Annotated in this window: 23 protein-coding genes and 1 pseudogene; 10 read left to right on the forward strand and 14 right to left on the reverse strand. The window is 50.4% G+C overall.

Going from position 1 to position 19047, the window contains the following annotated elements:
• Positions 1 to 5: 5 nt before the first annotated feature.
• Positions 6 to 806 carry a helix-turn-helix transcriptional regulator gene (locus KNP02_RS06880; protein WP_214707781.1) on the forward strand — a complete coding sequence of 267 codons (801 nt, stop codon included), beginning with the start codon at positions 6 to 8 and terminating at the stop codon, positions 804 to 806.
• 32 nt (positions 807 to 838) lie between these two features.
• Here the strand turns inward: KNP02_RS06880 and KNP02_RS06885 are convergent.
• Positions 839 to 1389 (reverse strand): annotated as a pseudogene (locus KNP02_RS06885) (SDR family oxidoreductase).
• Between the two features lie 242 nt (positions 1390 to 1631).
• Between KNP02_RS06885 and KNP02_RS06890 the strand changes: the two are divergent.
• Both KNP02_RS06890 and KNP02_RS06895 read left to right on the forward strand, forming a co-directional pair.
• Positions 1632 to 2492 carry an alpha/beta fold hydrolase gene (locus KNP02_RS06890; RefSeq protein WP_214707782.1) on the forward strand — a complete coding sequence of 287 codons (861 nt, stop codon included), beginning with the start codon at positions 1632 to 1634 and terminating at the stop codon, positions 2490 to 2492.
• A complete protein-coding gene (locus tag KNP02_RS06895) occupies positions 2489 to 3028 on the forward strand; it encodes a hypothetical protein (RefSeq protein WP_214751479.1) in 540 nt (179 codons plus the stop codon). Before KNP02_RS06890 ends, KNP02_RS06895 begins: the two co-directional genes overlap by 4 nt.
• A gap of 33 nt (positions 3029 to 3061) precedes the next feature.
• Here KNP02_RS06895 and KNP02_RS06900 read toward each other — a convergent pair whose 3' ends face one another.
• Positions 3062 to 3325 (reverse strand): excalibur calcium-binding domain-containing protein, encoded by a 264-nt coding sequence (locus KNP02_RS06900; RefSeq protein ID WP_138859434.1) that lies wholly within the window; start codon positions 3323 to 3325, stop codon positions 3062 to 3064.
• A gap of 109 nt (positions 3326 to 3434) precedes the next feature.
• Between KNP02_RS06900 and KNP02_RS06905 the strand changes: the two genes are divergently transcribed.
• A complete protein-coding gene (locus KNP02_RS06905) occupies positions 3435 to 3650 on the forward strand; it encodes a hypothetical protein (protein ID WP_214707786.1) in 216 nt (71 codons plus the stop codon).
• Between the two features lie 89 nt (positions 3651 to 3739).
• A complete protein-coding gene (locus KNP02_RS06910) occupies positions 3740 to 4606 on the forward strand; it encodes an AraC family transcriptional regulator (protein WP_214707788.1) in 867 nt (288 codons plus the stop codon).
• 50 nt (positions 4607 to 4656) lie between these two features.
• Here the strand turns inward: KNP02_RS06910 and bglA are convergent, their stop codons facing one another.
• The gene (gene bglA / locus KNP02_RS06915; RefSeq protein ID WP_214707791.1) at positions 4657 to 6111 is read right to left on the reverse strand and encodes a 6-phospho-beta-glucosidase; all 1455 of its coding nucleotides are present in this window, start codon (positions 6109 to 6111) and stop codon (positions 4657 to 4659) included.
• 158 nt (positions 6112 to 6269) lie between these two features.
• Here bglA and KNP02_RS06920 point away from each other — a divergent pair, with 158 nt between their 5' ends.
• Positions 6270 to 6980: a GntR family transcriptional regulator gene (locus tag KNP02_RS06920; protein ID WP_214707793.1), complete on the forward strand. Its 711-nt coding sequence runs from the start codon at positions 6270 to 6272 to the stop codon at positions 6978 to 6980.
• Between the two features lie 45 nt (positions 6981 to 7025).
• Here the strand turns inward: KNP02_RS06920 and KNP02_RS06925 are convergent, their stop codons facing one another.
• From KNP02_RS06925 to KNP02_RS06975, 11 genes are all read right to left on the reverse strand, one after another.
• Positions 7026 to 7580: a suppressor of fused domain protein gene (locus KNP02_RS06925; RefSeq protein WP_214751482.1), complete on the reverse strand. Its 555-nt coding sequence runs from the start codon at positions 7578 to 7580 to the stop codon at positions 7026 to 7028.
• 27 nt (positions 7581 to 7607) lie between these two features.
• Positions 7608 to 8069 (reverse strand): NUDIX hydrolase, encoded by a 462-nt coding sequence (locus KNP02_RS06930; protein WP_214707797.1) that lies wholly within the window; start codon positions 8067 to 8069, stop codon positions 7608 to 7610.
• 25 nt (positions 8070 to 8094) lie between these two features.
• Entirely contained in the window at positions 8095 to 9468 is a 1374-nt protein-coding gene (locus KNP02_RS06935; RefSeq protein WP_214707799.1) for a barstar family protein, read from the reverse strand.
• The gene (locus KNP02_RS06940) at positions 9465 to 10169 is read right to left on the reverse strand and encodes a hypothetical protein (RefSeq protein WP_214707801.1); all 705 of its coding nucleotides are present in this window, start codon (positions 10167 to 10169) and stop codon (positions 9465 to 9467) included. Before KNP02_RS06940 ends, KNP02_RS06935 begins: the two co-directional genes overlap by 4 nt.
• A 13-nt stretch (positions 10170 to 10182) precedes the next feature.
• Positions 10183 to 11244 carry a DUF58 domain-containing protein gene (locus KNP02_RS06945; protein ID WP_251129155.1) on the reverse strand — a complete coding sequence of 354 codons (1062 nt, stop codon included), beginning with the start codon at positions 11242 to 11244 and terminating at the stop codon, positions 10183 to 10185.
• A 2-nt stretch (positions 11245 to 11246) separates the two neighbouring features.
• Positions 11247 to 12170, reverse strand: a complete 924-nt coding sequence (locus KNP02_RS06950) for an AAA family ATPase (protein WP_214707803.1) — start codon at positions 12168 to 12170, stop codon at positions 11247 to 11249.
• Entirely contained in the window at positions 12167 to 12982 is an 816-nt protein-coding gene (locus KNP02_RS06955) for a hypothetical protein (protein ID WP_251129156.1), read from the reverse strand. Before KNP02_RS06955 ends, KNP02_RS06950 begins: the two co-directional genes overlap by 4 nt.
• A 119-nt stretch (positions 12983 to 13101) precedes the next feature.
• On the reverse strand, positions 13102 to 13593 hold the full coding sequence (locus KNP02_RS06960; protein ID WP_214707805.1) for a DUF3916 domain-containing protein: 492 nt from the start codon (positions 13591 to 13593) through the stop codon (positions 13102 to 13104).
• On the reverse strand, positions 13590 to 13805 hold the full coding sequence (locus KNP02_RS06965) for a hypothetical protein (RefSeq protein ID WP_214751484.1): 216 nt from the start codon (positions 13803 to 13805) through the stop codon (positions 13590 to 13592). The genes KNP02_RS06960 and KNP02_RS06965 overlap by 4 nt, the downstream gene beginning before the upstream one ends.
• 94 nt (positions 13806 to 13899) lie before the next feature.
• Positions 13900 to 14493, reverse strand: coding sequence for an Imm64 family immunity protein (locus tag KNP02_RS06970; protein WP_214707807.1), 594 nt, complete (start codon positions 14491 to 14493; stop codon positions 13900 to 13902).
• Positions 14494 to 14557: 64 nt separating this feature from the next.
• A complete protein-coding gene (locus KNP02_RS06975; RefSeq protein WP_214707809.1) occupies positions 14558 to 15820 on the reverse strand; it encodes an NCS2 family permease in 1263 nt (420 codons plus the stop codon).
• Between the two features lie 286 nt (positions 15821 to 16106).
• Between KNP02_RS06975 and KNP02_RS15000 the strand changes: the two genes are divergently transcribed.
• From KNP02_RS15000 to KNP02_RS06990, 4 genes are all read left to right on the forward strand, one after another.
• On the forward strand, positions 16107 to 16229 hold the full coding sequence (locus KNP02_RS15000) for a hypothetical protein (protein WP_255417482.1): 123 nt from the start codon (positions 16107 to 16109) through the stop codon (positions 16227 to 16229).
• Between the two features lie 369 nt (positions 16230 to 16598).
• Positions 16599 to 17159, forward strand: coding sequence for a VanZ family protein (locus KNP02_RS06980; RefSeq protein ID WP_214707811.1), 561 nt, complete (start codon positions 16599 to 16601; stop codon positions 17157 to 17159).
• Positions 17160 to 17179: 20 nt separating this feature from the next.
• A complete protein-coding gene (locus KNP02_RS06985; RefSeq protein ID WP_214707813.1) occupies positions 17180 to 17860 on the forward strand; it encodes a response regulator transcription factor in 681 nt (226 codons plus the stop codon).
• On the forward strand, positions 17850 to 18992 hold the full coding sequence (locus KNP02_RS06990; protein WP_251130732.1) for a sensor histidine kinase: 1143 nt from the start codon (positions 17850 to 17852) through the stop codon (positions 18990 to 18992). Before KNP02_RS06985 ends, KNP02_RS06990 begins: the two co-directional genes overlap by 11 nt.
• Positions 18993 to 19047 lie beyond the last annotated feature (55 nt).

Here is a 19047-nt window from a genome sequence, read left to right on the forward strand (position 1 = left end):
TTCGGATGAAGGTTGAAGGAAATCTGATTGATATCCAAGAGTGGACTGAAACGACGATTGAGACGACGATCAAAGTGAATCCGCTGTTTCAAATCTGGTTAATCACGAACGGACAACTCGACCTGCTCGTCAATGGGACACGGTCTCGGCTCCGCTCCGGGATGGCGTTGATCTTAGACCGTGGACAAATCGTGAAAGTTGAACCGAAAGGAGAGCCATTTCGTTTGGTCGTGCTCTCCGTCGAGCCGTTTGACCTATTCTCTCCGTCGCTTGCGGAGTTGTACGTGACACCGCACGCCGAGACGTCGCGTAGTAAAGTGTTGCATCCCGGTGAACCAGGAGATAAGCCCGTCCTCGACATAATCGACAAAGTGATTCGCAGCCTGAAGAAGAAGTCTTCGTTCGCATTGCTCGATGCGAGCTTACAGCTCGCAGTCATTTGGCGCTATTGGATTCAACAGCCGCAAAGCGGAACGAAACATCATGTTCAGGAACGGATGCGTCTCATGCTCGCCTACATACATGACCATGACACGATGAAACTGACGCTCGAAGACATCGCAGCAACGGGTGGTCTGAGCCGGGCGGAATGTTGCCGCTACTTTACAAAATGGGGCGACACATCGCCGCTCGCCTACGTCCAGAACGTCCGCATGCATCGTGCGGCGCGCCTCGTCGAGGAGTCGAAGGAACCGATCGCCGATCTAGCGCATCGTCTCGGCTACACGAGCGTGAGCCATTTCGTGCAATCGTTTAAAAAAGTCCATGCGGTGACACCATTGGCGTACCGAAAGCGACAGACATAACAAAAGCCGACAATCGTGTCGGCTTTTTCTCGTTAACGGGCGGTCCAACCGCCGTCTGCTTTCAAGACGTCTCCATTGACGAAACTCGAATCGTCGGAGGCGAGGAACAACGCGACCTTGGCAATTTGCTCCGGTTCACCCATCGGGGCATCCCCTGCCCTTGGATGGCCCGCATCCCGAGCTCGCTCGGCGCGGTGATGGTGGCGCCGATATTCGTATTGACGCCGCCCGTTTCTTGCTTGTCCATGATGTTGATCGCGGCCCGGGCCAGTTTCATCGGTCCGGTCAAATTGACGGCGATGACGCGGTCCCACACCTCTTCGGTCACTTCGCCGACGGTCAAAAAGTTGTCCATGATGCCCGCGTTGTTGACCAAGATGTCGAGCGAGCCGAACGTGCTCGTCGCCGTCTCGACCATCTTGTCGATATCTTCTTGTTTCGTGACGTTCCCCGAGACGCCGACGGCTTCCCCGCCGCTCGCTTTAATCTCTGAGGCGACCGCTTCGACCGAGTCCCCGTTCATGTCGATGGCGACGACGCGTGCCCCTTCCTCGGCAAACAGTTTGGCGATGGCCCGACCCATCCCTGACCCGGCCCCGGTGACGAGTGCCGTTTTACCCGATAATTTCACACCGCATTCCTCCTTGTTGAGACAACTCAAGAGCGACAGAGAAAACGACAAGTGCAACCTGCTCACGTGTCATTAGTCTATACCTGGATTTGGGTGAAAACGTATCTCCGTTTGAAAGAATCTGCTTCTGTTCCAATCACTAGTCACGTACAATGGAAAGATACAGATATTGGGAGTTGGAAGGTGGGATTCAATTGAATCGTTATCATGCAGAAGTGATGGGAAGCGGGACACCCGTTATATTTTTACCGGCTGGAGGATTCACCGGAGAAGAAGGTCGTTCACTCGCTGAGGTGCTATGCGACGACTTCGAGGTGCATTTGCTAGATTTGCCAGGGTTCGGGCGAAGTGAAGGGATTAAGCAGGTCGTGACGTCCGAACAGTTGGCGGATTGGGTCAACGACTACGTCGTCACACATCGAATCGGACCCATCCATGTGATCGCGCATTCACTTGGAGGTGCGATCGCTCTCGCTTTCGCCACGCATTATCCCGAGCACGTGGAGCGGCTCGTCTTGCTCGATCAAGGCCATAAGGCGTTCCCTCGCGTTCCGTTGAGAGAGTATGGCGTGTTCGGCCTTGCCGTCCCGCTCCTGAGCGGACTTTATCGTCTGTTCGGACCTCGACTCGTCCCGAAAATCGAGACGAAGGTCATTTCAGATGAAGGTACATCTCCAGTTACAGAGGAACAGGTTAAGACTTTCTGCGCACAGACAGGCCTCTCTGAACGAAACGAGATTCGGCGCGCGTTGAACGACCCGGCTAAGCTCGGACGAGGCGGATTGAATCTGCTGTTCGGCTTCTATCACCTTGACGTGCCGCAGCTTATGCGTTCACTTCAAGTCCCGACGTTACTTATTTACGGCGATTTTGTCGGACTGGACGACAAAGAAGCCCGATTGACGAAGTCAGCCATTCTGGACCTGCAACGGCATGAGCTGCCGATCACTTACATACGAATGACAGGCGGCCACTTCGTCCATTGGAACCCGGCGTTCCCGCTTGAACAGGTACGACAGTTTTTACAAGTTGAGAAAGTGAGCGGTCTGTTATGAAGCGTCAGCAAAAGATTGTCCTCATTCTTGTGTGCTTATTGTTGGTATCAGCCGGAGTGGCCTGGGCATTTGATTCGACGAAGCAGCCACAATTGCCCGAGGGAGCGGAACCGATTCTCACCTACCCTGTTGATGACCGTGACATGAGTCTCCGCTTTTTCATGAACAGTTACATCGTCGAGGAATGGAGTGAAGAGCCGGTTGCGCAAGGCATAGGTCTTGAACTTACTGTCGACAATCAGGTTCAGTCGATTACATCTGAATCGCTGTCCGAGGAAGGTCTCACGTGGTCGACTTTCGGCCAATCGTGCGGAGATACGTCATCATGTTCCCCGTACGATATCCTTTACGGGATGAACCACGGCGAGACGACAAGAGTCATCGTCGAGTTGAACGGGGAACGGTTCGAACCGGAACTGTTGAAGACGAAGGCCGGGAATGATGTCTGGTTCGTGCTCGTCGACCAAATCGAGTCGATTGAGTCGATCACCGGTTACGATGCTGCGGGGGACATATCCTACCGCTTCAACAACTAAAAAAGAGACGGAGGACGGCTGTCCTCTCACCTCTTAGCGCTCGCAGGCGATACCGTCCTTATCACGGTCTTTTGATTTGTTCGCTTCGTATAACGAACTGTTGGCGTAAGGCTTGTACTTTGTCTTACCACCTTTGTTTTTCGTCGTCTTCGTTTTGGCGACACCGCCTTTGTACGTCTTATTCAGTTCGGTGCAATTCTTAAATTTTTTCGGTGCGGCGTCCACGGTTTCTGACGGTGCGACGCTCAGCGTGAACAACGCGATGCCCGCGATGGTCGCACGAAGTAGCTTTTTCATAGTTTTCTTCCTAGGTAACAAACGATATGCGTGCTAATTCTTGATTATTATAAGGGGAGTTATGACGAATACCCTGATTTTTAAAATAGTTAAAGGAAGGTAACCATCTATGGACTTGCTTATATTGATGCAGGACCGGGCCCTCCCGTTACTGCTGCTCGCACTATTTCTCATTTTGAACGTGATGTTCGTCATCGGGATTTGGAAACGACGACACCACTTCTCCAAAGCATTTCTCGTGTTCGCGAGCTCGCTTACGTTCCTACTCATGACGTCATCGGTCATCTTGTTCATGTTCACGATGTTTATCGGCTACAACCAGTGATGTCTTCTATCCGATGATATCCGTATTAAAATCATCGAGTGCCCCTACGATGTTCGAAGTATGATGAATGCAGAAAGGAGGGAATGTAGATGCTTGAATCACTGAACCGATTGATGGACCACATCGATCAAAATTTAACAGAAGACATCACGAGTGAGGATATCACACGCATCGTCGGGGTGTCCGACTATCATTTTCGACGCATGTTTTCCTACATGGCCGGGATGACGCTCAATGAATACATTCGAAACCGTCGGCTGTCAGAAGCGAACAAGGACTTGATTCATGGGAAATCGGTCACGGACGTGGCCTATACGTATGGATACCAATCCGTCGACGGATTCTCGCGAGCGTTTCGAGACTGGTGTGGCTTTTTACCGTCAGAAGTCATCAAGAACAAGATTCAAAAGTCATTCCCGAAATTCACTTTCTTCATTGACATCAAAGGGGGAATCTCGATGGAATTCAAATTAGAACACAAATCTTCATTTAACGTCGTCGGCGTGTCTAAACGCGTCCCGATTCAGTTCGAAGGCGTGAATCATGACATCGTCGAGTTGGCGCAGTCAATCACGGCGCAACAGCGAAGCGAGATGCATCAATTGGCGGACCTTTATCCAAATCAAGTGCTCAACGTGTCGTACGACTTCGATGAAGGCTATTTGGACGAAACGGGTTCACTCACGCACATGATTGGCTTCGCGACGACGCAAGATAATCCGTACGAGGATCTTGAACAAATCACGATTGCGTCGAACCTGTGGGCCGTCTTCCCGAATACCGGCCCGTTCCCGAAGACGCTCCAGGAGACGATGGCCAAGACGTATGCCGAATGGCTGCCGACGTCGGGCTACGAACTGGCAGACTTGCCAAGCATCTCGTTCACGAAACATGACGGACCGTCTGAAAACGTCTATAGCGAAGTGTGGGTGGCTGTCAAACTGAAAACGACATAAGCACAGAAAAATACCTCTTGAAAACAATTGTCTTCAAGAGGTATTTTCGTTTACTTCGAAGGCTCGTACGCGAGCGCTTCCCCGTTCGTTTCAATCACATGCTTATACCAATCGAACGAGTCTTTCTTCATCCGCTCCATCGAGCCGTTGCCCTCATTGTCACGGTCGACATAAATCATGCCGTACCGTTTCTTCATCTCGCCCGTCGTGAACGAGACGATGTCGATGATGCCCCACGGCGTGTAGCCGATCAAGTCGACGCCGTCATAGACGACCGCTTGTTTCAACTGTTCGATATGCGCCTTCAAGTAGTCGATGCGTGCCGCATCATGGATTTTCCCGTCGACGATCTCATCGACAGCACCGAATCCGTTCTCGACGATGAAGAGCGGGATTTGATAGCGGTCGTACAACCGGTTGAGTACATAGCGGAGACCGACCGGGTCGATCGACCAGCCCCAGTCGCTCGACTTGATATACGGATTCTCGACGCCGTTCGGTAGACCACCGTTGACGATGTCGCCACTGTTATCGGCGACGACATCACTCTTCACGGTCGTCGACATATAGTAACTGAAACCGAGGTAATCGACGGTCCCATTTTTCAAGATCTCCTCGTCCCCGTCAAGGAACGGGATGGAATAGCCTTCACGCTCGAATTCGTTCAAGGCGTAGCTCGGATAGATCCCGCGCACTTGCACGTCCGGGAAGAAGTAACGTTGGCGCATCATCTCTTCAGCAAGCATGACGTCGTCCGGGTTTGACGAGAACGGATAAATCGGCACGTGTGATACCATCGCCCCAATCTCGAAGTCCGGGTTGATGGCTTTCCCTTTCGCGACGGCGAGGGCGCTCGCGATCAACTCATGGTGCCCCGTCTGATACATCACTTCAAGGGCGTTCTCCCCGTCTTCGACGATGACGCCAGAGTTCGTCCATAAGAAGAGCGGGTTGTTGACGTCCATCTTGTTGTTGATCTCGTTGAACGTCATCCAGTATTTGACCTTGTCTTTATAGCGGTCGAAACACACCTCGGCGAAGCGGACGAAATGGTCGACGACGGCACGGTTGCGGAACCCGCCGTACTCACGTGCGAGGTGGAGCGGCATCTCGAAGTGGGACAACGTGATGATCGGCTCGATGTCGTGCTTCAACAGCTCGTCGAACAAGTCGTCATAAAATTGGAGTCCTGCCTCGTTCGGTTCCGCATCGTCCCCGTTCGGGAAGATCCGGCTCCAACCGATCGACGTGCGGAGACACTTCAAGCCCATCTCGGCAAAGAGCGCGACGTCCTCTTTATAACGGTGATAGAAGTCGATCGCCTCATGGTTCGGATAAAATTCGTCCGGCTCGACCTTGTCCGTGATGCGACGCGCGACGCCGTGAGCGCCGGCCGTCAACACGTCGACGACGCTCGGCCCTTTGCCGTCGGCGTCCCAGCCGCCTTCAAATTGGTGGGCGGCAAGCGCGCCGCCCCATAGAAAGTCTTTCGGTAATGTCTTCATAGTAGTTCCTCCTTATCAACTTTGAATCTCCAATACTGGATCATACATGCCAAGTATAATTGTACCGGTACAATTATACAAGTGCGATACATTTTGTATTCTCGACGAAATGGTGACGTGGTACAATCAAAGCAGATCATACGAGGTGAGGATACCACATGCTAAAATACCAACAGATTGCAACAGAGGTTGAACAATACATCAATCAACATGATTTGAAGCAAGGCGATAAACTGCCCGTGCTCGAGCAGTTGATGAGCCAATATGCCGTCAGCAAGAGTACGATCACGAAAGCGCTCGAGTTGCTGGAACGGAAAGGCGTCATCTTTCAATTGCGGGGGAGCGGCATCTTCGTCCGGCGTCACAACCGTCCGGGCTATATGAGTCTGTTCTCGACGCAAGGGTTCAAGAGCAACCTTGGTGACCGGGTGTTGACGTCGGACGTGCTCGACGTCTCGGTCACGAAACCGGACGCGACGGTCGCACAGAACCTTGGCATTGACGTGACGGATGACGTCTATCGTGTCGAGCGGGTCCGCTTCGTCGACGGAGAGGTGTTCTGTTACGAGGAGTCGTACTATGTAAAGGCGATCGTCCCGTATTTGAACCGAGAGATTGTCGCCGACTCGATCTTCGATTACGTACAGGGAGCCCTCGGCGTCACAATCGGCTTCTCTGACATGTATATGCAGGTCGGACGATTGGACGATGAGGAAGCCGGATATCTCGGTTTGCAGACGAACGACCCGACGCTTCGCATTGAGACAATCTTTCATCTCTCGAACGGGAAACCATTCGACTACTCATGCATCACGTACCATTACGAGCATTCGCAGTTCGTCGTCCAAGCGAACGGGCCGTACATGTGAAAACACCGCTCTACGCGATGGCGTAGAGCGGTGTTTTTGTGTGGCTCAGACGAGCGGTTTACGTTTCAAATCCAGTAACGCATCATCCGTTTTGTAAAGCAATTCGTTGAATCGTTCTGAACCATGCGCTTCGATGAACGCTTCTTCGGATGGGAAGATGGGAATGAACCAGACCGGTAACACGGTTTGTTCGTCTCCTTCATAGGCGAGAAACGATTCATCAAAGTAAAACGGCGTCGCCACATAAGTCGAGGAAAAGTTCAATCGTTTGAAGACGTTCGAGGGAAGTTCGAAATATTCGCCGAGTTTGAAGGCGTGATGTGTATCGAGTGCATGCGTCGTTAATTGCCATAACAACTCAAGTACGTCTTCATACGCACGTTTTTGTTTAAAACTCAACAGTAACTCTTGATATGTATGAGTGCCCTCTTCGTTTTGTAGCGTATGCCAATGAAGTCCTAACGTCGAAATGGTGAACTTATCGGTTTCAGGGCTGTCATCGAACTGCAAGAACTGTATGGCCTGTTCTATTAAATCCTCTGTTTCGAATTGATTCGTGAATTCTCCACAGTGGGATTCTAAATGCTCTAAATAATTCATTATGTTTCCAACTTTCTTGATGGATTCTTACTTTACTATAGGCACTTGTTCTTGATTCACCCAATCCATAATAAACCACTCTTGGTGGCTGTTTAATGTTGGAAGTTCATGGCGTGAGAAAAAACGATGCTCGTGACTCTCTTGTCCTTCCTGCGCAAGTTCTCCGGAGAATCCCGTCGCATGAAAGATGACTTGTACACTAAAGACTTGATCTCCATTTTTATAAGAAGCAAATCCTTCTTTTCCTGAATATAGCCCAAACAAGCTTAGTTGACTGACTGTAAGACCTGTTTCTTCAAACGTTTCGCGTTGTGCTGCGCTCTCGAATGTTTCACCAGGTTCCATGACACCACCCGGGATTCCCCAAACGTCATGATCTTTACGATGTTGAAGCAAAATTTTATTATTGTGCTCGATTATGACGCCGCAACCGACCGTCATTAATAAGTTAGTTCCAATGAGGTTCCGCATGTCCTGTATGTAGTTCAACCCATTTCCTCTTTTCATTTAAATTTCAAAACCGCTTGATTGAACCGTTCACATGATCAAGAAAGTGATACACATCGTCCGCATCATGCGCCAGTACGAAGTTTCCGAAGAGGTTAGGATGAAATTCTCCGATGAACGTCTCGACTGTCTGTACAGGTGTAGTTGAGAAAAAAGACTGCCAAAACTTTTTTGCTTTCGGAATCTCTAGTTGAGTCAACAACCTGTCTTCAATCAACTTCTCCCATGCTGCGTCATGTAGCATCAATCGATATAATTTCTCCCTCGGGCCGAACGTTCCTCCGAGACAGAACGTCAATTCAATCGGATACGCACCACGTGTCACGTGACGAAAAAACGTCTCGTAATCCGCTGTATCGATCGATTCAACGGATTCAATATTCGTCCCTTGGAGTGTCAGCCCCTCACGGTAATAGCTTACCAACCAATCCGTCTCATTTGAGAACGTGACGACGTCTTGGCAATGTTCGTCACGGGAAAGTGTCAGCCATGGGGCAATCGACTCATGGTTATGAACGATTCCGGATGTGACAGACTCCTCTTTTAAGCGTTTAAACGCGAAACGATGTCGCTTCGGCAACCGTACCGACGTTTTTCGTTCCACGCGTAACGGGAAAGCTTCTCCGGTGAGATGTCGGTAGATCAGGCGATTTGCTTCTCCCTTTTTGAATGCATGCCGCGGTAAAATAAGCATCTCATTCTTTTGATAGATGATACGACACGGTTTCAAGTCCGGCTCGTTCTCATAGTCAGTAAAACATGTCGCGAGCGTGTTCGCCGCCTCAGGCAAACGTTGCTCAAACTCTGTCCAACCGTATAGCTCAACGATGTCCGGCAACCCGTTCTCATCGGTGATGGCGTCCCAAAATGCGTTCCAGTTCATGCCATAGTGAGCAGGAAAATGGAACTGTTCTTTTAACAGGTGATGCAACTCGGTTTCCGCCACGATGTTCGAGACGTCTAGCGTCACACGAGTGATTTGGTCCCTTTGTTTCCACTCCTCAATCGGATGCATCCAGACATACACCGTCTCAACGACCCCAGCTGGTGTGACCTCGACATAGACGGCTCTTGTGAACGGATGCAAGACGAGGGATCGCAATATCGTCTTATTTGTAAAGCGTTCATCGATTTGTAAGCCATCCGGATGAAACGAGAAGATGTCAGCGGCTTGTCGACGAATCGAGCGATACGTGTCCTCAAGCGCTTGGTCATAGACTGGGTCGAATTCGTAACGGTCCGCTTTCCATAACGTCCCACCATTCGAACGTGATAAACTCTCCGTCTTTTGTTCTAATTCATCCGTGTGCACCGCATGTCGACGCACAAATAAAGCCGTGGCCGCATCGACTTCATGCAACCACGGACGTTTCAAATTCATCTTTTTCCTCGCCTCCGGTACAAAATATAACCGAGCGGGAGCCCCGCCAACAACGCGAGGCCAAGCATCCAATAGGATGTCGGCTCTTTCGTCTGAACATCACTAGAACCACTAGTAAGGGCATCCTCCGCGGAACTTTGAGTGTTTGAACGTGTCTCGACCAAGAGTTTCTGATACATCTCGAGCGTGATCGTGTCTCCGCCGATGAACCGTTTCGCATCGGTCGTCAAGGCGGTCAACGTCTTTCCATCATAGTCAAACCAGGCATTCTCTCGCGCGGAATGGACCAATGTACCGGACACATCAGCTAAGGCAATGGCCAACTCGTCGCCATACCCGAACGTGGAGAAGGCGAAGAGGCCCGGTTCCTGCTCGTACGTGCCGATGACATTTCTCGGCTCCCCATCTTGTAGGACGGCTGATACGTACTCCTTGCTCGAGACAAACGTACACATTTCGTCCGACGAATAACAGGATTGCGCGGCAATCATCACTTCATGGAGCGAACCGAATGAGATGGCGCGACTTTCCGTCAAATGATAGTTACTCGGGTCGTCACCTTCGATATGGTCGAGGACGATTGACTCGAAATGTTTTTCAGCAAAACGCTCCGCGGATCGTTCTGTCGGCGCGGCAACTGATGACGTAGCACCGAGCGTGAAGATCCCGGCTAAAGCGAATGTTTTGATCAGGCGGAACATATCTTTACTCCTTTCAACCGACAGACATCTGCTTGAGCAGTGACGCGTCAATCCGAATCATTTCCGCATGCGGATGCATGTGTCGCTCGATGATTTGGGTAAATCGTTTCGTGGCGACGAATCGATCGGATTCATGAATCCAGGCGAGGCGCACAAGCGCAAGCCGCAACTGCTTGCGACCGTCACTCATCCGTAGGTGGTCGATATGATTATCAGCATCGAGTCGATTAATGAACAGTTCGACTTTACAATCTTCCTTCACTAAATAGGATACCAGATATGCGGCTTGTTGAATCAACTCTTCGTAACGGGCATGGAGGCCATTCCCTAGCGGACCGCTCAAGTCGAGCACGAGCGTGAACGTATCGAGGTTTTGGCGTTGATACACTTTCGCCTGAAGTTTTCCTGTCTTGGCTGTCGCGACCCACTCAATCTGTTTGACCGGCTCTTGCTCATACCGTTTTGTGCTTTGAATCATCAACGGGTCGTTGAGCGGTGAATGTTTGACGAGTCGGTCCCCCATCCGTACCAGGCGTGAGTCAAATCTGTTCTGTCTCGTGATGGATGGGAGTATGATCCAGGATGGAAGCGTATGATCTGTGACGAAGATGGTGCCAAGCCAAAATGGGAGTCTGAACTGAAGTGTACATTCATTGACTTGGACGGGCCCGCGCTGTTTCGCATGAATTGGAAGCGAATAGGTCGATTCCTCACGAAGTTGAATGACATGTACGCGCTGATCTTCGTCAAACGTCAAGCCGTGTCCCGTGACCAGGCGGACCGATGTCGGGATTCCGAGTTCTTGGAGACGTTCTACACCTGTCACCTCCATTCTTAGCGAGACACGATCATTTACGAACAACAACTGCTCTTTCTGGTGGAACGATAAACGTGTCCCTTCGACAATTTTCTGCGTCAGCCATTTCCGAATCAGCATCAATCCTAGAATTGCGCCAGACAGATAAGCGAGCGGCCACACATATGGGAACCATATGAACAGAAGTAGGATTCCGGTATAGGCCGGCCATAGCTTGTCGTCTAAAAGTGACGGTGTGCTCACTTCGACTTGTCGCATCTTCACACCTTCTCGACCGGTACATCGACTCGCTCCAAAATATCAGCGAGAACTTCCCGTTTCGTCGATTTCACGTCCCCTTCGAGCGTGAGCGTCAAGCGGTGTGCCAGAACATGCGTCGCGACGGCTTGGACATCTTCCGGGGTCACGAATTGACGGTCTTCGATATAAGCGTAAGCTTGAGACGCCTTGACGAGGGCGAGCGTCGCGCGAGGACTGGCTCCGACTTCGACGAGCGGATGTTTCCGTGTCTCTTGGATGAGGGCGAGCAGATAGGTGACGACGTCGTCATGGATACGGACCTCCTCAACTGCTCGCTGCGCTGCTAAAAACGTTTCGGACGACATGAGGGCATGAACGATGTGGCGTGTCTTAGAAATTGTCTGAAGAATCAACTGTCGCTCCTCCCCTGCTTCAGGATATCCGACTTGAAGGGACATCAAGAAACGGTCGAGTTGAGCGTCGGGCAAGGCGAACGTCCCGGCCGATTCGATCGGGTTTTGCGTCGCAATGACGAAGAACGGTTCCGGCAGTTGATACGTGACTCCGCCGATCGAGACTTGCCGCTCTTCCATCGCCTCGAGCAAGGCGGATTGTGTCCGGGGGACGGCTCGGTTCACTTCATCAATCAATAAGATGTTGGTAAAGATCGGTCCCGTCCGATTTTCGAACGTCTGTGTCTGCATGTTGAAGAAGTCAGAACCGATGATATCGGTCGGAAGCAAATCGGCCGTGAATTGGATGCGCGTGAAATCAGCTTCAAAACTCTTGGCGATACTTTTGGCGAGTAGCGTCTTCCCGGTACCCGGGACGTCCTCTAACAAGATGTGCCCGTTCGCGAGTAGCGCCGTGCAGCAGAGGCGCGTGATTTCAGGTTTTCCGAGATAGATTTGGTCCAATTGTTCCAATACACGTTTGATGGTCATGAGGGTGTCTCCTTTTCTAAACGAAGTAAATAGGCATCAAGCTGTTGCTTGAACGCTTCTTCCCGATGTGGCGTGACCTTGACTTGGTCGTAACGGGTCTCTAAATAGCTCAGCAGTGAAGCATCGAGTTGGATACGGCGCGCCCACGCGGATAACGTCTCGAACGGCCGTCTTCGTTGTTGTGGCGGCAGCGCTTGTTCGAATTGAATCAAATGTTGCCGCAACGGGGAATCTGGTAGCGGATGAGCGGAGCATTTTGCCTGTTCGAACGTTTCGCCTGTCTCTTGCCTTGAGTGAATCCTCTCGTCTATCGGAACGGCTTCCCGCCCCTTTTTGTGGAAGCGTCTACGCCACATCCATACACCAATCAAAAGAAGGAGGATGGTGCTGACAATGTAAGGCAACAGGGAAAGGCGATCGGATTCGCTTGTAGATGGTGTACCATATGACGGAGACAAGTCATTCTCATCTTCCCTTGGTGTGCCGCCTTCATCATCTGATGGCCCAACAATCGCCCCTACTTCAGAAATACCGGGTCCGGGATCTGCATCACTACCATCTCCACACCAAACATCCGTATCGACGACCTCAATAATCCCAAATAACTTTCGCTTGTCATGACAGTCCGTGACCCAGTTCGTGATGGGGCTCCCTGAGATGTCCAACCCTTTGAAGTAGGTATAAGCAAGTTGACCTGACAATGAAATGAGTGCAACAACCAGTAACGAAATCAAAACCGTGGATAGAAAAAGAGTTTTGGCCTTTCTCATGGAACAATCCGTCTGTGAATTTGTTGATTCGACCTCATCCAATCTCACGGCTCCCTTCATTCATCGATTTCATTTAATCCTTATTTTGGAAAATGGATTTGAAAGGATTATAGCATATGGTTTGATAGAATATTCAGTTTTTTCATAAAAAAGTCGCCCGCTTATTGAACGAGCAACCATACTTCCCCGCTATGTGTATAATCCTCGTCTTGAATCAGCTCATGGAAGCAATATACCTCGACGTTCGCCGGAAGTATGAATCGCTGTAGGCACACAGAGCCCACTGGCAAGCGCGTCCATGTCTGCTTAGACGTATCGCGTTCCATGAACGCCATTAGTCGTGCGTCGCTTTCAAACACGAGAAGTTCGGACTGCCAGAGCGACGGCAGGTCGATCAAGACGACGACCTGGAACCGCTCCTCTTCTCGGAGACGTACGAGACGTGAAGAACCCTCTACCATCGCCTCGATGACGGCGTGCTGGATTCGGCTATTCTTCTTTATCGATAGTAAGAACGGTTGATCGATTGGAATTTTGTTATGCCAATACCCGTCGTGAAACGTCGTCGGGAACGAATAGGTCTGTTCGTCGACATCCATGCGCAACCGTTTCAGTCTTCGTCTAACACCGCGTACTTTCGCTCGTCTCTTCAAGACGTTTTCCCCAAGATGCTGCCGACTTGTTGCTGATGGTGCCGGTCGTGTTCGATGAACTCGGTGACGATATAGGCAAGTGTGTACGGAACACCGTCATGCGGAGAATGGGTCGTTCCGTTTGCCATCGTGTGAGAAGTCAGCGTCTCTTGACGTAATGACCGAAGCGTTTCTATAAGCGAGCTCCGACTCGTTTTGGCTAACTGGAACACGTTTTCTCCCGAAAGACGTTTCGCTTTTTGGGTCGCTCGCGCGTTAAATGAGTCGAATTCAGGGAAAATCATGGTTGAGGTGATTGAGCCTCACTTATGCATATAACGGGATAGACCTCTTCATATTGGTTTGAGGAGTCATCCCGTCGATTGAAATTGAACCGTAAGTTACCATCACGCCTTGTGGTGACGGGACCATAAAAAGAGGGAACGCATCCAACCAGTCCGCTGATGTCGGAAACGCATCAGGTGCCCAGTCGAGCTCAAGTTCGTGCCCGGCAAGCGCGTACGAGAATGGCATATGGCGATACACGTCAACGAGCAGTCGTTCGATTTTCTGTGTGAACACGGGTCTCGATGCAGGGTGTGAGACGATATCATTCCACTTTATATCGATGAGAATCCCGACATAGGTGTCCATCTCTTGAAGGGACACGGTCATCGTCATGTCCACGTCTCCAAAATAGTTGCTTCGTAAATGGATAGATCCGTATTGCCCAACCTGAGCAAAGTCGGTACCTGTCGTTGTCGTCCAACTAGTGCCCGCCTTATCCTGACTGTATGTCACGTTTATGATTTCGCCACCGCTACTTAACAGTTCCGCACATACATTTTGAGCAAGTTCAGGTAACGGATAATGGCTCGGATAAGCCATCCCGATGGAAATGAATCCGCCTGCTTGATCCATTCAAACACCTCCTTTGTTTCATCATACAAAAAAAGCGGCACCGTATACACGGTACCGCCCTATCTTATAGCCAGACTGGTAAAGAAAAGAACACCAGAAACAATACGGTCAAGACACCAACGACCGGACTGAGCGACCGATAGCCCTTCTTGAACAAGACGATCATCGTATAGGCGATGAATCCGAGCCCGATGCCATCGACGATGGAATACGTGAACGGAATCATGATGATGACGAGAATCGCCGGGAAGGCATGCTCCCAATTGTCGAGCGGGAGATGCTTCACGTTCTGGAACATCATCATGCCGATGATGATCAACACCGGCGCGATCGCCGTCACCGGAATGATCGCGAACAGCGGCAGCAACAAGAGCGAGACGACGTAAAGTCCTGACGTCACGAACGATGCGATGCCACCTCGTGCGCCGACCGAGATGCCGGCCGCGACCTCGACCGTCGAAACGGTCGGGCTCGAGCCGAACATGGCACCGGCCATCGTCGACAAGCCTTGGGCGACGAGCCCTTTCGGTGCGTCCGCATCCTTGCCGATGGCGCGCGTCTGATTTTGGATCAGGCTGATGTTCTCAATCAGCAAGACGAGCGTCAACACGCCGACGGCGACTAGGAAGATCGGTGACGCCGACTCGGCGAACGAGACGTTGCCGAACACGGTGCCGAACGACTCGAAGAATGGTGTGAGCGCGAACTCACCAGTCCAGTCGAGCGTGCCCATGACGGCGCTCAAACCGACCCCGAACGCAATCGTCCATAGGAAACTGCTCGGTCCCATCTTCAAGAAGAGAAGGATGGCCACAAAGAGCGACAGGAACGCGACCTGTACCGGCCGTTCCCCGAGGTCTCCGATGTGAAGCAGTGCCCCGCCACCGCCCGAGACGATCCCCGCCGCCTCGAGTCCGATCAAGATAAGGAACAGGCCGAGCCCGACCGTCAATCCGTCATGAATGATCGGCGGAAAAGCGTTTGCCAGTTTCCTCGCCACTTTCGTTACCGTCAATAGGACGACGAGCGCTCCTGAGACGAACGAGACGGCGAGCGCGCCTTGCCAGCTCAGCCCCATCTGCAGGACGAGCGTGTACGTGAACAGCGCGTTTATGCCCATCCCTGGTAACAGGAGCAGCGGCAAGTTGAACAGCCCTGCGATGAACGTTCCGATGATGCTTGTCAAAATCGCTCCGACGAGCGCTCCCTCGAACGGGAGTCCGGCTTGTGTCAAGATTGCCGCGTGAACGGCCGGGATGTATGCTGTCGCCAGAAAGTTCAGCACGCCCCCGTATGTTTCTGTTTTCCATTCTGTTTGTTTTGCCATAGGAATCAATCCTTTATTGGCACCCTCACCCACCCATGTGGTTATACACACGAGATTGATTATATCCTGTCTGACCTCTGACATACAAGCTATTATTGGTTCAAATCCATCTTTGGACCCAGTCATGAGACCCATTCGGACGAAAGGTTCATTTTATAAAATAAGAACAAACGTTCCTGTTTTTAGCATCCTTTTTGACAAGAATCTGCTATAATGAAGAGGCAGGTTAACGCAGCAATAGTGGGGTCAGCCGCCAAGTCCACAATGGAGGAAGGCGGTGGTGCGGATGGAACAACTATGGACCTGGGTCGGCGATTATGTGATCGTCCCGATCCTCGCTCCGATTATCGTTCACTTGGTGTTACACCAAACATCCGATCGTGCAACGTCTGAACGCACAAAAAAATGACCCCCTCGGCGCAATGAGATGGGTCACTTTCTGATTCACTAACCATTGTGGCGGCTGGGCCACTCTTGAAGTGGTAGCCTGTGAGCCAGAGGCCGGTGTGTCCAGCACCGGTCTCTTTCTACTTGCATCATACCATACTTGTTCCCATTTTTCAGCAACAGAAACGCGAAAACGGTGAAGTTGACGTGACGAATGATATCTGGGCGCCAGACATCGATCCGAGAGCAAGCTTCTTGATTGATTGTTCAACAGTTCGAGGCAGAGCAAAGCGCTTTGCCTTTTTTAGATTTCATTTATGACTCCTTTAAGAATTCTTTAAATCTGCCATCTACACTGAAGACAGTTCAAATTCTTAGGAGGTTTATTCCCATGTATAATCAGAATTATTCAGTTATGTTCACAATCGAATCAGGAGTCGTTCTCATCCCACTCGCCATCCTCGGACTCATCACGTTACTCGTCTGGTCGTTTCGCAAGAAACATGTAAAAGCCGCACAAACTATTTTGCTTCTATCATTCGGGATATACTTATTAGGTGTCCTTCACTTCGTGTTTTTCCCGGTTGACGTCAATTTAGGAAAGTATGCGAATCAAGTTCCGTGGTGGAGAACGATTAATTTCATTCCGATTTTGACCATCGATGTGTATTCATTTGTGCTGAATGTCGTGATGTTCCTCCCGTTCGGCTGTTATCTTCCATTTTTGAAACCGTCGATCACGAAAAAAGAAGTACTTAAATTAGGATTTCAGTTTAGTCTGATCCTTGAACTGATTCAATTATTGGTGCGCACGACACTAGGCAGTGGACGAAGCACGGATGTGAATGATTTATTGGCAAATGCGTTCGGGGCGCTCTTAGGGTTCTTACTCGTTCGCTTCGTCGTCCAATACGCCCCGTTCCGACGTTTGTATCAGAATTTCCAACTTTAATTCGCGAGGGAGTTTCAAGCATGACAAAAATCTTGTTAGTGGATGATGATGTCCAAATCGCAGAACTGATTGATGTGTATGTAAAAAATGACGGGTATCACACGACGATGGCAACCGACGGGGAAATGGCGCTTGACTTGTTCAACCAAGAATCGTTTGACTTAATCATTTTAGATTGGATGATGCCTCGGATGGATGGGCTTGAATTTTGTAAGCGGGTGCGCCAGACGAGCCAAATTCCGATCTTAATGGTCAGTGCCAAAGTGGGTGATATGGATAAGATATTGGGATTGACGACGGGAGTCGATGACTACATCATCAAACCGTTCAATCCGCTCGAGTTGATGGCACGTATTAAAGCATTGCTGCGCCGTTCAAACTATAACCGACCAAGCGAGTCCTCAAGTGTACAAGCTGGCCCTTTCCTCATCGATCGAGCCAGCCACACCGTCATGATGCAAGAGCTGATGATTCGATTGACGGCACGTGAATTTGAGATTTTGTATTTACTAGCGAAACATAAAGGCCGGGTGTATAGCTCTGAAGAGATATTCGAGGCTGTCTGGCAAGAGCATGGCGTCGGGTCGAATCAGACGGTGATGGTTCATATCAGTAACATCCGCGAGAAATTACATGCCGTTGTGCCACATGAGGTCATCATTCATACGGTGTGGGGAGTGGGATATAAAATTGAGACATAATATATGGCGCGTCATAACGTTCATCCCGATGTGGAAACGTCTGCTGTATGTGGTGATTGCTTTTGGAGTCGCTACCCTGAGCGGTGTTCTGTTACTGCCTGCCGTCTGGTACTTTGAGGAGTCTTCACGATTTGTGGAGAGTCTGATCATCGTATTGTCGTATTTCCGGGAAGGTGTCATCGTCATGTTTTACAGTCTGATGGTCATCGTTTGTCTTGTGTTGATCTATCAATATGAGCGTAAACGGTATTTACAGGTTCACATTGAGCGGATGACATCACTTGTCGAAGAACTTCATGCCAATCGTGATTCGGTTGAACCATCGGTCCCGCCAGAGCTAGAGCGGTTGATGGCGACCGTTCGCGCCATCTCGGACAGTGCGGCAAAAGCGGAGCAGGAATTGGTTCAAGCTGATCGTTTGAAGCACGAGCTCGTGACGAACGTCGCGCACGACTTACGCTCCCCGCTCACGTCGATCACGGGTTATCTTGACTTGATTCACAGCGACCGTTACCGGGACGAGGTGGAATTGCGTCATTACATCCAAGTCATTCATGAGAATGCGATCCATCTGAAAGGCTTGATTAACGATATCTTTGACTATACATTTCTACAAAACGACCAAATCGCGCTGCAAACAAGTGAGGTCCGTCTCGATGAATTGCTCAATCAGCTCATCATGCAGTCGACGTTACGTCTCTCGGAAGTTGAAATGGAAGCTCGATTCAGTTCCTCAGCCAAGCGACCCATCGTTGAAGGTGATGCGTTGAAGCTCGTCCGTGTGTTTGAGAATATACTCGAGAATGCGATTCGTTACGGGCGTGACGGAACGTATATCGATACGTTCATTGAAGATACGGATGAAGTGGTTCTTATCAACATGACGAATTACGGCGAGGAGGCCATTCCATCACGTGACATCCCATACGTGTTTGAACGATTTTTTAGAGTGGAAAAGTCACGCGCACATTACACTGGCGGATCAGGTCTCGGTCTCGCCATCGCCAAGTCCATCATCGATTTACACGAGGGCGAGATTCACGTGACGAGTCAACCAAGAAAAACGACGTTCACAATCATTCTCCCAAAAGTCTCTTCCAATGCTGTTCATGAACAATCATGGCACGTGTGACCTACACGTGCCATGATTGTTGCATTCACACCAAACAGGATCAACTTCAAGCTTA

The sequence above is a fragment of the Exiguobacterium sp. s40 genome (assembly GCF_018617905.1).
In the GTDB taxonomy this organism is placed as follows: domain Bacteria; phylum Bacillota; class Bacilli; order Exiguobacteriales; family Exiguobacteriaceae; genus Exiguobacterium; species Exiguobacterium mexicanum_A.

What these genes read in the sequence shown, in the direction of transcription:
- KNP02_RS06880 (WP_214707781.1), top strand. Translation starts at nt 6, where the DNA reads ATGAAGGTTGAAGGAAATCTGATTGATATCCAAGAGTGGACTGAAACG.
- KNP02_RS06895 (WP_214751479.1), top strand. Translation starts at nt 2,489, where the DNA reads ATGAAGCGTCAGCAAAAGATTGTCCTCATTCTTGTGTGCTTATTGTTG.
- KNP02_RS06900 (WP_138859434.1), bottom strand. Translation starts at nt 3,325, where the DNA reads ATGAAAAAGCTACTTCGTGCGACCATCGCGGGCATCGCGTTGTTCACG.
- KNP02_RS06905 (WP_214707786.1), top strand. Translation starts at nt 3,435, where the DNA reads ATGGACTTGCTTATATTGATGCAGGACCGGGCCCTCCCGTTACTGCTG.
- KNP02_RS06910 (WP_214707788.1), top strand. Translation starts at nt 3,740, where the DNA reads ATGCTTGAATCACTGAACCGATTGATGGACCACATCGATCAAAATTTA.
- bglA (WP_214707791.1), bottom strand. Translation starts at nt 6,111, where the DNA reads ATGAAGACATTACCGAAAGACTTTCTATGGGGCGGCGCGCTTGCCGCC.
- KNP02_RS06920 (WP_214707793.1), top strand. Translation starts at nt 6,270, where the DNA reads ATGCTAAAATACCAACAGATTGCAACAGAGGTTGAACAATACATCAAT.
- KNP02_RS06925 (WP_214751482.1), bottom strand. Translation starts at nt 7,580, where the DNA reads ATGAATTATTTAGAGCATTTAGAATCCCACTGTGGAGAATTCACGAAT.
- KNP02_RS06935 (WP_214707799.1), bottom strand. Translation starts at nt 9,468, where the DNA reads ATGAATTTGAAACGTCCGTGGTTGCATGAAGTCGATGCGGCCACGGCT.
- KNP02_RS06940 (WP_214707801.1), bottom strand. Translation starts at nt 10,169, where the DNA reads ATGTTCCGCCTGATCAAAACATTCGCTTTAGCCGGGATCTTCACGCTC.
- KNP02_RS06945 (WP_251129155.1), bottom strand. Translation starts at nt 11,244, where the DNA reads ATGCGACAAGTCGAAGTGAGCACACCGTCACTTTTAGACGACAAGCTA.
- KNP02_RS06950 (WP_214707803.1), bottom strand. Translation starts at nt 12,170, where the DNA reads ATGACCATCAAACGTGTATTGGAACAATTGGACCAAATCTATCTCGGA.
- KNP02_RS06970 (WP_214707807.1), bottom strand. Translation starts at nt 14,493, where the DNA reads ATGGATCAAGCAGGCGGATTCATTTCCATCGGGATGGCTTATCCGAGC.
- KNP02_RS06975 (WP_214707809.1), bottom strand. Translation starts at nt 15,820, where the DNA reads ATGGCAAAACAAACAGAATGGAAAACAGAAACATACGGGGGCGTGCTG.
- KNP02_RS15000 (WP_255417482.1), top strand. Translation starts at nt 16,107, where the DNA reads ATGGAACAACTATGGACCTGGGTCGGCGATTATGTGATCGTCCCGATC.
- KNP02_RS06980 (WP_214707811.1), top strand. Translation starts at nt 16,599, where the DNA reads ATGTATAATCAGAATTATTCAGTTATGTTCACAATCGAATCAGGAGTC.
- KNP02_RS06985 (WP_214707813.1), top strand. Translation starts at nt 17,180, where the DNA reads ATGACAAAAATCTTGTTAGTGGATGATGATGTCCAAATCGCAGAACTG.